Origin of the sequence: Bordetella genomosp. 10 (assembly GCF_002261225.1) — a bacterium.
Classification (GTDB): Bacteria; Pseudomonadota; Gammaproteobacteria; order Burkholderiales; family Burkholderiaceae_B; genus Bordetella_C.
The window spans coordinates 1-10,349 of sequence record NZ_NEVM01000003.1; the positions used below are offsets into that span (position 1 = coordinate 1).

General features: G+C 69.2%; 10 protein-coding genes and 1 pseudogene. 9 read left to right on the forward strand and 2 right to left on the reverse strand.

The features are described 5' to 3' along the window. From fliK to CAL29_RS16235, 3 genes are all read left to right on the forward strand, one after another. Nucleotides 1-861, forward strand: an 861-nt coding sequence (fliK, locus tag CAL29_RS16225; protein ID WP_143277682.1) for a flagellar hook-length control protein FliK, incomplete at its 5' end; no start/stop codon positions are given. After that, nucleotides 858-1,235, forward strand: a complete 378-nt coding sequence (locus CAL29_RS16230; protein WP_094854134.1) for an EscU/YscU/HrcU family type III secretion system export apparatus switch protein — start codon at nucleotides 858-860, stop codon at nucleotides 1,233-1,235. The genes fliK and CAL29_RS16230, both read left to right, overlap by 4 nt. A gap of 39 nt (nucleotides 1,236-1,274) precedes the next feature. Beyond that, nucleotides 1,275-2,129, forward strand: coding sequence for a flagellar brake protein (locus CAL29_RS16235; protein WP_094854135.1), 855 nt, complete (start codon nucleotides 1,275-1,277; stop codon nucleotides 2,127-2,129). Between the two features lie 209 nt (nucleotides 2,130-2,338). Here CAL29_RS16235 and CAL29_RS16240 read toward each other — a convergent pair whose 3' ends face one another. Continuing rightward, a complete protein-coding gene (locus CAL29_RS16240; protein ID WP_094854136.1) occupies nucleotides 2,339-3,508 on the reverse strand; it encodes a putative bifunctional diguanylate cyclase/phosphodiesterase in 1,170 nt (389 codons plus the stop codon). A 79-nt stretch (nucleotides 3,509-3,587) separates the two neighbouring features. Continuing rightward, the gene (gene fliE / locus CAL29_RS16245; RefSeq protein ID WP_094854137.1) at nucleotides 3,588-3,929 is read right to left on the reverse strand and encodes a flagellar hook-basal body complex protein FliE; all 342 of its coding nucleotides are present in this window, start codon (nucleotides 3,927-3,929) and stop codon (nucleotides 3,588-3,590) included. 303 nt (nucleotides 3,930-4,232) lie between these two features. Here fliE and fliF point away from each other — a divergent pair, with 303 nt between their 5' ends. The 6 genes and pseudogenes from fliF to CAL29_RS16275 form a co-directional block, all read left to right on the forward strand. After that, complete coding sequence (fliF, locus tag CAL29_RS16250) at nucleotides 4,233-5,921, forward strand: flagellar basal-body MS-ring/collar protein FliF (protein ID WP_094854138.1); 1,689 nt, start codon at nucleotides 4,233-4,235, stop codon at nucleotides 5,919-5,921. Further along, nucleotides 5,911-6,918, forward strand: coding sequence for a flagellar motor switch protein FliG (gene fliG, locus CAL29_RS16255; RefSeq protein ID WP_094854139.1), 1,008 nt, complete (start codon nucleotides 5,911-5,913; stop codon nucleotides 6,916-6,918). The genes fliF and fliG overlap by 11 nt, the downstream gene beginning before the upstream one ends. Continuing rightward, nucleotides 6,911-7,645 (forward strand): flagellar assembly protein FliH, encoded by a 735-nt coding sequence (fliH, locus tag CAL29_RS16260; protein ID WP_094854140.1) that lies wholly within the window; start codon nucleotides 6,911-6,913, stop codon nucleotides 7,643-7,645. Before fliG ends, fliH begins: the two co-directional genes overlap by 8 nt. 77 nt (nucleotides 7,646-7,722) lie before the next feature. After that, nucleotides 7,723-9,171, forward strand: a complete 1,449-nt coding sequence (gene fliI / locus CAL29_RS16265; RefSeq protein ID WP_094854143.1) for a flagellar protein export ATPase FliI — start codon at nucleotides 7,723-7,725, stop codon at nucleotides 9,169-9,171. 1 nt (nucleotide 9,172) lies between these two features. After that, a complete protein-coding gene (gene fliJ, locus CAL29_RS16270; RefSeq protein ID WP_094854141.1) occupies nucleotides 9,173-9,622 on the forward strand; it encodes a flagellar export protein FliJ in 450 nt (149 codons plus the stop codon). A gap of 130 nt (nucleotides 9,623-9,752) precedes the next feature. Further along, nucleotides 9,753-10,349, forward strand: a pseudogene (locus tag CAL29_RS16275) (hypothetical protein); the annotation flags it as partial.

Consider the following 10,349-nt stretch of genomic DNA (forward strand, 5'->3'; position numbering starts at 1 on the left):
GCGCGGGCCAACGCGACGGCCCAGGCCGCCGGCGGCACGGACGGCGCGGACGGCGCGCCCCAGGCCGCCGCCAGCCGGGCCCGGCTGGCCGATGCCGCGCTGGCGGCGCTGGCCAGCCAGGCGCCCGACCTGCCCGGCGCCGGCCCCCAGCCCGCGCAACTGGCGCAGGCGCTCAAGCAGACCCTGCAGCAGAGCGGCCTGTTCTACGAATCGCATCTGGCCGACATGGCCTACGGCCAGCGCGACGCCGCCGAGCTGGCGCGCGAGCCCCAGTCGCGCCTGAATCCGGACACGATGCCGCGCATCAACCCGGCCGGCGAGAACCGTTCGCTGCTGGCGGACAACCTGCGCTTCGGCCTGCCGACCACGGCCTCGCCGATGACCTTGCAGGCCGACGGCCAGCCTACCCACGGCACCGCCACCACCTGGTCCGGCTCGCAGCCCGGCACGCCGCCCGCGACGCCGCCGGGCATCCATCCGGACGCCGCGCTGCTGGTGCGCCAGCAGCTCGAGGTCTTCGCCAACCAGACCCTGGCCTGGGAAGGCGCGGCCTGGCCGGGCGCGCCGATGTGGTGGGAAATCCGCCGCGAGCAGGACGACGCGATGCCGGGCGGCAATCCGGTCGAGGCCGGGCAAAGCTGGGCCACGCGCCTGGTGCTGAACCTGCCCCGCCTCGGCACGGTGGAAGTCCGCATGAACCTGGCCGGCAGCCAACTGGTCATGAACATCGTCGCCCCGCAAAGCGACAGCGAGATCGCCCAGGCCGGCGCCGGGCTGCGGCAACGCATGCAGGCCGCCGGCCTGACGCTGTCCGACCTGACGGTGGCCGCGCACGCGCCGGCCCTGGAGGAATTGCTTTGAACGCCGCCGGCACGCAACAGGACGCGGGCGCCGATCGCCAGGTCGCCGTCGCCCTGTCCTATAACGAGGCGGAAGCCGCGCCGCGCGTGGTGGCCAAGGGGTATGGCACCCTGGCCGACACCATCATCCGCACGGCGCGGGAACATGGCCTGTACGTACATCAATCGCCCGAGCTGGTGGGCCTGCTGATGCAGGTCAACCTGGACGCGCAGATCCCGCCCCAGTTGTACGTCGCGGTGGCGGAGTTGCTGGCCTGGCTGTACCGGGTCGAGTCCGGCGGCGCCGAGGCCGCCAAGGAAGCCCTGCTCGCGGCCAGGACGCATCGCACGCCCGCGCCGCCCGAGCCGCCGCGGAATACGCCGACGCCGCGTTAAGGCGCCCTTCCCCAGCCGGCAACAGAACCCACACGCACCATGAGCCTCAAAGAGTCCGATCCCGATTTTCTGCTGACGCGGCCCGAGGAAATCCGTTCCGCGCTGTTCGAGCTGACCCATCCGGAATGCCAGATCCTCGTGCGCGACGCCGCTGACCGGGAAATGGCGGTCCTGGTGCTGGGGACCGACAAGCAGACCCGTCATTTCTTCTGGCGCCCGCGCGATTACGCCGGCGCCGATTTCGACAAGAGCGACATGCACGGCCTGCGCGTGGGGTCCGTGCTGCAATTCCATGCGAACGGCTACGGCGGCGTGCAGATCCATTTCCGCGTGCCCCGTCCCGACGTGGTCCGCTTCGACGACGGCAGCGCCGCCCTGGTCTCGCCCTACCCGGAACGCCTGTCCCGCATCCAGCGGCGCAAGATGTTCCGCGCGTCGATCGCCGGCAACGGCATGCGCTGCGGCGGCCACTGGCGCCCGGCGCCCGGCGCCAAGCCGGTGGTCTTCACCCTGCGCGATATTTCCGTCGACGGCGTGGGCCTGCGCATCAACCGCGCCGTCGCGGACCTGCCGCAACGCGGGTCCCGGATGGAAGACGTCTACCTGGATTTCGGCGATTTCGGCAACATCACCACCGATATCGAGGTGCGCACGCTGATCCCGCTGGCGGGCCAGCCGCTGCAGGCCGGCGCGGACGCCGCCAAGCAGCCGGCGGCCGAAGGCGCCGCGCCGCCCGACGACGCGCCGGCAGCGGCGCCCGCCCCGGCCGCGCGCGCCAAGGGCGAGGATCCGCTCACCCACGTCGGCGCGGCCTTCCTGACGCTGGACGGCCGCCAGGAGACGTGGCTGCAGCAGGTGGTCTGGCGCCTGGAGAAAGCCCGCACGGCGGGCTGATCGGTTTCGGCTTCGGCTTCGGGAGGGCCTGCGAGAAGGCCTGTCCCGGCCGGGTGCAAGAACAAGGGCGGCCCGCGCAAGCAGCGGCCGCCCTTCGTGTTTTTTGCCGTCCCTACCGTGGCCCGGCGCCGGCCCGGTGTTTCCGCCTTGTCGATCCCGACTGCCGAAGACGGCCTGCGCCCTGCCCACTTCGCGGAGCAATGCCCCGCCTACTCCGCCGCGCCGGGATTCTCAGCCCAGGACAGCGTGCGCTCCATCAGGCCTTCCTGGATGGGCGCCGGGAAATAGGTCGAGGCGATTTCCTCGGGCGGCATGGGCTTGCCCAGGAGCCAGCCTTGCACGCGATGGCACTGCAAGGCATTGAGAATCGAGAACTGCCCTTCGGTCTCCACGCCTTCCGCGACGATTTCGCGATTCAGGCGGCGCGACAACTCGACGATGGTGCCGACGATGGCCTGCGCGCTGGAATCGCTTTCCAGGTTGCGCACGAAGGAACGGTCGATCTTGATGGTGTCGAACGGCAGTTGGCGCAAATAGCCCAGGCTGGAATAACCGGTGCCGAAATCGTCGATGGCGATGCGCACGCCGGCGCGCCGCAATTCCGCCAGGCGGGAAATCTCCCCGCCTTCCGCCGCCACCAGCACGCCTTCGGTGATTTCCAGTTCGAGCCGTTCGGCGGCCAGGCCGGTGCGATCGAGCGCCCCGCGAACTTCGCGCACCAGGTGGATTTTTTCCAGTTGCACCGGCGACAGGTTGACCGACAGATACCAGGGCTCGGGCCAGGTCGCGGCTTCCGCGCAGGCCGTTTCCAGCACCCATGCGCCCAGGGGCACGATCAGCTCGGTCTGCTCCGCGAGGGGAATGAACTGCATGGGCGCGACCAGGCCGCGCACCGGGTGGTTCCAGCGCAGCAGCGCCTCGAAGCCGACAACGCTGCGCGTCTCGGCGCTATAGATAGGCTGATAGTGGACGTAGAGTTGGCCGACTTCCTGCATGGCCTGGCGCAGGTCGTCTTCCAGCGCCTCGGCATCGGCGACCTGGGACAGGCCGAGCACGCTCTGGCCGCTGCGCGTAATGCGCACCGTCCGCAGGATGGCTTCCGAGCGCGCCAGTTGGATCGCCAGAAAAAGCAATATGCCGGTCGGGACCAGCACAATGAGCGTGAGCAGTATCCAATGAAAACCAGCAATGGTCGCGGTCCCGGTATCCCACAGATACCAGGCCGGCAGCAGGCACAGGGCCACCACCACCGCCACGCCGCCGCCCCCGCCGAGCGCTCCCCGCGCACGCCGGGAAATGAACCACGTCATCAGCAGGGTGACGCCAATTATTTCAAACTGGATTACGGCTACGACCAGCAATGTAAGAGTGTCAAGCATCGCACACCGTAGACGGCGATAACGGAATTAGTCCGAAGCGTGCCGCACCGCCTGGATTCTTGCACAAAATTGGCAAGTATCACACCGATATGGACGAGATTTCCTTGTAGGCCGCCACCAGGCGGTTACGCACTTGAACCGCGGTCTGGAAGCCGATATTCGCTTTTTGCAGGTCGATCATTACGTCATTCAGTGAAATATTGGGCGCGCCTAATTCATACGCGCTGGCTTGCGCCTTCGCCGACATCTGTGCCGACGATACGCGCTCCAGCGACGCCTTGAGTTCGGTGGCGAAACTGCCGGCGGCCGGATTGGCCGCCGCGCTCGCCGCGGTGGCGGACGCGCCGCCCTCGGCGGCGCGAACCGCCGCGCGCATCTGCGCCAGCATGGTCTCGATGCCAGTCATTCCGGATACTGCCATGGCAAAAATTTCCTTATTGTCAGGGACGCTTGTGAATGCTCGCAAGACTAATGCCTCGGGCTGTCGCGCATAGCCGACAAATGACGGCAAAAATCCCGACATTTCGCCCGCTTGGCCCGCGGGGCATGCGCGGCCGTCCGCATAGAAAACAAATAGCGCCATAAAGGCGGTTTTTTCGGCATTTGGCCTTGCCGGCGGTCCGGCCATAATCCACGCTCCCACATCAGAAGCACGTTGCATGTGTAACTTGCCCACCTTCAGCTTTCCCCGGCACTCGCGCCTTTCGGCGAGCGGGGGCATCCGATGAATCAGCAGGCGACTCTTACTTCCTCCCTCATGGCCCGATTCCCCGTGCTGGAACGGCTGCGCGCGATACCCAAACCGGCGCTGATCGGCGCCATCGCCGCGGTCGCCGCCCTGGTGGTGGCCGCGACCATGTGGAGCCGGGACCCGAACTACAAGGTGCTGTTCTCCAATCTGGACGACCGCGACGGGGGCGCCATCGTGGCGGCCCTGAACCAGATGAACGTGCCCTACCGCTTCAATGACGGCGGCACCGCCCTGCTGGTGCCCCAGGAAAAGGTCTACGACACGCGGCTGCAACTGGCCGCGCAGGGCCTGCCGCGCGGCGGCTCGGTCGGTTTCGAGCTGCTGGACAACAACCGCTTCGGCGCCAGCCAGTTCACCGAACAGATCAATTACCAGCGCGCCCTGGAAGGCGAACTGGCGCGCTCGATCGAATCGGTCAATTCCGTGCAGCATGCCCGCGTGCACCTGGCCATCCCGCGCCAGACCCTGTTCGTGCGCGACCGCCAGGCGCCCACGGCGTCGGTGCTGCTGAATCTCTATCCCGGCCGCAGCCTGGGCGACGGCCAGGTTTCCTCCATCGCCTGGCTGGTGGCGTCCAGCGTGCCCGAGCTGACGGTCAACAACGTGTCCATCGTCGACCAGAACGGCCGCCTGCTCTCGCAGCCCGCCGGCGAAGGCCGCGGCATGGACGCCGACCAGTTGCGCTACATGCGCGAGACGGAACAGCGCACGGTCGAGCGCATCCTGTCCATCCTCAATCCGCTGGTGGGCCCGGGCAACGTGCACGCCCAGGCCAGCGCCGACATGGATTTCTCGCGCCGCGAGGAGACGCAGGAAACCTATCGCCCCAACCAGGAGCCCGGCCAGGCCGCCGTGCGCAGCAAGCAGACCAGCGACGCGCAGCAGAACGGCGCCAACGCCGCCCAGGGCGTGCCCGGCGCGCTGTCGAACCAGCCGCCGGCCGGTCCCACGGCGCCCATCGTCAATCCGCAGCAGCAGCCGCAACGCCCGGGCCAGCCCGGCCAGCAGCAGGCCCAGGGCGCCAACAACGCCAACGGCGCCAATGGCGCCGGCACCACCACGCAGGTCCAAGGCCCCAGCAGCGAGCGGCGCGACGCCACCACCAACTACGAACTCGACCGCACCATCAGCCACATCAAGCAGCCGGTGGGCGCCCTCAAGCGCATGTCGGTGGCCGTGGTCATCAACTACCTGCCCAACAAGGACGGCGAACCCAAGGCCATGGAAGCGGACGAGCTGAACAAGCTCACCACCCTGGTCAAGGAAGCCATGGGCTACTCCGAGGCGCGCGGCGACTCCCTGAACGTGGTCAACAGCCAGTTCAACGACGTCGAGCCGAGCACGCCGTGGTGGAAGGATCCCGACAACATCGCCATGGCCAAGACCGCGCTGGGCTGGCTGCTCATCGCCATCGCCGCGCTGTGGGTCTGGCGCTCGCTGCTGCGCCCGATGTACGACCGCTACATGCGCCCGCCCGAGATCGATCCCGAAGTGGCCGAACTGGAACGCCAGGAAGCGCTGCGCGAGGCGCAGGACATCGCCCGCGCTAAGGAAATGGATCGTTTCGAGGAAAACATGAAGCGCGCCCGCGATATGGCGACCAAGGATCCGCGCGCCGTCGCGATGGTCCTGCGCACCTGGATGAACAAAGATGGCAAATGAGACCCCCATTGACGGCATGACGCGCGCCGCCGTCCTCATGATGTCCCTGGGCGAGGACGCCGCCGCCGAGGTCTTCAAGTACCTGACGGCGCGCGAAGTGCAGCAGGTCGGCGGCGCCATGGCCAGCCTGAAGCAGGTCACCCGCGAGGACGTGGCGACGGTGCTGGAGGAATTCCGCCAGGAATCGGACCAGTTCATCGCCGTCACCCTGGGCTCGGACGACTACATCCGTTCGGTGCTCACCAAGGCGCTGGGCAGCGACCGCGCCGCGGGCCTGATCGAGGACATCCTGGAAGCCGGCGAAGGCGGCAGCGGCATCGATGCCCTGAACTGGCTCGACCCGCACACCGTGGCCGAACTCATCGGCGACGAACACCCGCAGATCATCGCCACCATCCTGGTCCACCTGGAACGCGACCGCGCCTCCTCGGTGCTGGCGCGCCTGGGCGAACGCCTGCGCAACGACGTCATGCTGCGCATCGCCACTTTCGGCGGCGTGCAGCCGACCGCGCTGGCCGAGCTGACCGATACGCTGAACGCCGTCCTCGCCGGCCAGGGCGCCAAGCGCAGCAAGATGGGCGGGGTGCGGACCGCGGCCGAGATTCTCAACATGATGAATTCGGCCGACGAGGAAAGCGTGGTCGCCAGCCTGCGCGAACGCGACGCCGACCTGGCGCAGAAGATCGTCGACGAGATGTTCGTCTTCGACAACCTCATCGACGTCGAGGACCGCGGCATCCAGCTCATTCTCAAGGAAGTCGACAACGACACCCTCATGGTCGCGCTCAAGGGCGCCGTCGAGGAACTGCGCGACAAGTTCCTGCGCAACATGTCCAGCCGCGCCGCCGAGATGCTGCGCGAGGACCTGGAGGCGCAGGGCCCGATCCGCATGTCCAAGGTAGAGGCCGAGCAGAAGAAGATCCTGCAGATTGCCCGCCGCCTGGCCGAGAGCGGCCAGATCGTCCTGGGCAACCAGGGAGACGACGCCTATGTCTGACTACGAGGCCCGCAAAGCGCCTCACGGCCATGCCGAGTCATGGCGGCGCTGGCGCATGGCTTCGTTCGAGGAGCAGGACGCCCGCCACGCCGAGCCGGTGGCCGTCGACACCGGCCCCGATCCCGCCGTGGTGCGCGAGGAAAGCCGGCGCCAGGGTCACCGGCAAGGACTGGCCGAAGGCCGGGCGGAAGGCTACGACCTGGGCGTGGCGGAAGGCCGCGCGCGGGGCTATGACGAAGGACTGGCCGAGGGCCGCGAGGCCGGCTACAAGGAAGGCCTGGCGCAGGCCCGCGAACAAGGCGCCGCCGAGGCCGCCCGCCTGCGCGTGCTGGCCGAAGCCACCGCGGCCTCGCTGACCGCGCTGGAAGAGAAGACCGGGCAGTCCCTGTTGACGCTGGCGCTGGACATCGCGCGCCAGGTCCTGCGCACGACGCTGGCCACGCAGCCCGAGACCCTGCTGCCCGCGGTGCGCGAAGTCCTGCACATGAATCCGGGCGCGGCCGCGCCCCTGCGCCTGTGGCTGCATCCCGAGGATCTCGAACTGGTGCGCCTGCACCTGGCCGAAGACCTGAAGCTGGGGCATTGGCGCGCGCTGGCCGACGAATCGATCACGCGCGGCGGCTGCCGCGCCGAGACCTCGTTCGGCGATATCGACGCGACCCTGCAGACGCGCTGGCGCCGCGTCGCCGCCTCGTTGGGCCGCGACATGCCGCTGGAGGACGAATAATGGCCACCGCCCAGCCGGCCGGCGCGGCCGCGGCGGGCAATCCCGCCGGCGCGGCCGACGGCGACGCGGCGAGCGATATGGCGTCCCGGCCGGCGGCGATGCCGCCGGTGGCCGATCGCTGGGCCATCCAGTTGCAGATCGGCTCGGTCCGCGCCAACGCCACCGATCCCTGGCTGGCCATCGGCCGCGTCACCCGCGCCACGGGCATGGTGCTGCAAGCCACCGGCCTGCGCCTGCCGGTGGGCGCGGCCTGCCGCATCGAAATCACCCCCGGCCACGACCACTGGGCCGAGGCGGAAGTGGTCGGCTTCGACGGCCATACGCTCTATCTGATGCCGCAGGCCGATATCTCCGGCCTGCCGCCGGGCGCCCGCGTGGTGCCGGGCGACCCGCCGCTGCAACGGACCATCCCGCTGCCGCGCAAGGCCATTCTGAACGGCAACGCCAAGCCGGCGCTGGGCCGCCACCTGCCGGTCGGCAACGCCCTGCTGGGCCGGGTGCTGGACGGCGCCGGCCGGCCGCTGGACGATCTCGGCCCGCTGCACGGCGCCGAGGCCGCGCCGCTGGCCGCCCTGCCGATCAACCCCCTGTCCCGCGCGCCTATCGACACCGTGCTGGACGTCGGCGTGCGCGCCATCAACGGCCTGCTCACCGTCGGCCGCGGCCAGCGCATGGGCCTGTTCGCCGGCTCCGGCGTCGGCAAGAGCGTGCTGCTGGGCATGATGGCGCGCTACACCAAGGCCGACGTCATCGTGGTGGGCCTGATCGGCGAACGCGGCCGCGAAGTCAAGGAATTCATCGAGCACAACCTGGGGCCGGAAGGCCTGGCGCGCTCGGTGGTGGTGGCCGCGCCCGCCGACGTCTCGCCCCTGCTGCGACTGCAGGGCGCGGCCTACGCCACCCGCATCGCCGAGCATTTCCGCGACCAGGGGCTGGACGTGCTGCTGATCATGGATTCGCTGACGCGCTACGCCATGGCGCAGCGCGAGATCGCCCTGGCCATCGGCGAGCCGCCGGCCACCAAGGGCTATCCGCCTTCGGTCTTCGCCAAGCTGCCGGCCCTGGTCGAACGGGCCGGCATGGGCTCGCCGGGCCCCGGCGGCAAGGCCGGCTCGATCACCGGCTTCTATACGGTGCTGGCCGAAGGCGACGACCAGCAGGATCCGATCGCCGATTCGGCCCGCGCCATCCTGGACGGCCACGTCGTGCTGTCGCGCCACTTGGCCGAAGCCGGCCACTACCCGGCCATCGACATCGAGGCCTCGATTTCGCGCGCCATGAACTCGCTGATCACCGTGGAGCAGTTCGCCATGGTGCGCCGCTTCAAGCAGGTGCTGTCGCGCTACCAGCGCAACCGCGACCTGATCGCCGTGGGCGCCTACGCGCCCGGGCACGACCTGGCGCTGGACGACGCCATCGCGCGCTATCCGCGCCTGGAGGCCTTCCTGCAACAGAACGTCGGCGACAGCGTCAGCTACGACATCGCCATCAAGCAATTGCAAGCCACTTTCGGCCCGGGAGCCTGAGATGTCCAGTAAATTGCCGTTGGATACCCTGATCGGCCTGGCCAAGGACAATACCGACGAGGCCGCGCGCCAACTGGGGCGCCTGCACGCCGCGCGCAACGACGCCGAACGCCAGTTGGCCATGTTGCAGGATTACCGGCAGGACTATCTGCAACGTCTTCAGCATGCCATGGTGAGCGGCATGTCGGCGGCGGATTGCCACAATTATCAGCGCTTTATCGGCACTTTGGATGACGCCATCGGGCAGCAAAATGCCGTGTTGGCGCAAGCCGAGGACCATCTGGCCAAAGGCAAGCTGCGCTGGCAGGAAGAAAAGCGCAAGTTGAATTCCTTCGATGCGCTGGCCCAGCGCGCCGCCAACGTGGAAGCCCGCGCCGAGGCGCGCCGCGAACAGCGCGCCAACGACGAATACTCGGCCCGCCTGATGCGCGGCCACGCGGGAATGCATTGAGCAGGGCCGCCGCAGCACGGATGGACGCAGCACCGCAGGACACAGCACCGCCGGACGAAGTACAGCCGTATGAAGTACAGCCGGATTATGCAGCACCGGATTACGTAGCACCGAATCACAGGAAGCCGTTATGACCGCCGCCGCGACGACTTTGCTCAACATCATCGCCCCGCCCACGCCCGCTCCCGCGAGCAACAGCGCCAGCCGCACCGCGTCCGGCAACGACGATTCGAACCCGGCGTTCTCGGACGTCATGTCGCGCCAGCGCGCCGCCGCCCAGCGGGATGACGGCAACGCCGCCTCGCGCGCGCCGGCGTCCAATGCCGGCGCGTCCTCGACGCGCGCGGCGGGCACGCCGGCACGGACCGGCGACGCGCCGGCCAAGGCCGCGTCGGACGACGCCGACGGCAAGGATGAAGAGACGGCGGCGGCCGACGATACGGCCGCCCCCACGCTGAGCCAGCAGGCCCTGGCGATGGCCGCCCTGGTGGCGCAGATTACCGCGCCCCAGCCCGCCCCAGCCCTGCCGCAGGCCGCGGCCGCCGGCGCCGGCGACGCTGCCGCCGACACGATCGCGGCGACGCTGGCCGGCGCCACGGCGGGCGCGACCGCCGCCGCCACCGCGCCAATCGCCACGGATGCGCGGCCGGCCGCAACCGCCCAGCCGGCCGCGGCGGCGGCCACGCCTACTGCGATCGAAACCGCCCTTGAAGCCGCGCCGGCCGCC

Bases quoted from the DNA above. Each gene is read 5' to 3' on its own strand.
- CAL29_RS16235 (WP_094854135.1), top strand. From the start codon at position 1,275: ATGAGCCTCAAAGAGTCCGATCCCGATTTTCTGCTGACGCGGCCCGAG.
- CAL29_RS16240 (WP_094854136.1), bottom strand. From the start codon at position 3,508: ATGCTTGACACTCTTACATTGCTGGTCGTAGCCGTAATCCAGTTTGAA.
- fliE (WP_094854137.1), bottom strand. From the start codon at position 3,929: ATGGCAGTATCCGGAATGACTGGCATCGAGACCATGCTGGCGCAGATG.
- fliF (WP_094854138.1), top strand. From the start codon at position 4,233: ATGAATCAGCAGGCGACTCTTACTTCCTCCCTCATGGCCCGATTCCCC.
- fliG (WP_094854139.1), top strand. From the start codon at position 5,911: ATGGCAAATGAGACCCCCATTGACGGCATGACGCGCGCCGCCGTCCTC.
- fliH (WP_094854140.1), top strand. From the start codon at position 6,911: ATGTCTGACTACGAGGCCCGCAAAGCGCCTCACGGCCATGCCGAGTCA.
- fliI (WP_094854143.1), top strand. From the start codon at position 7,723: ATGGCGTCCCGGCCGGCGGCGATGCCGCCGGTGGCCGATCGCTGGGCC.
- fliJ (WP_094854141.1), top strand. From the start codon at position 9,173: ATGTCCAGTAAATTGCCGTTGGATACCCTGATCGGCCTGGCCAAGGAC.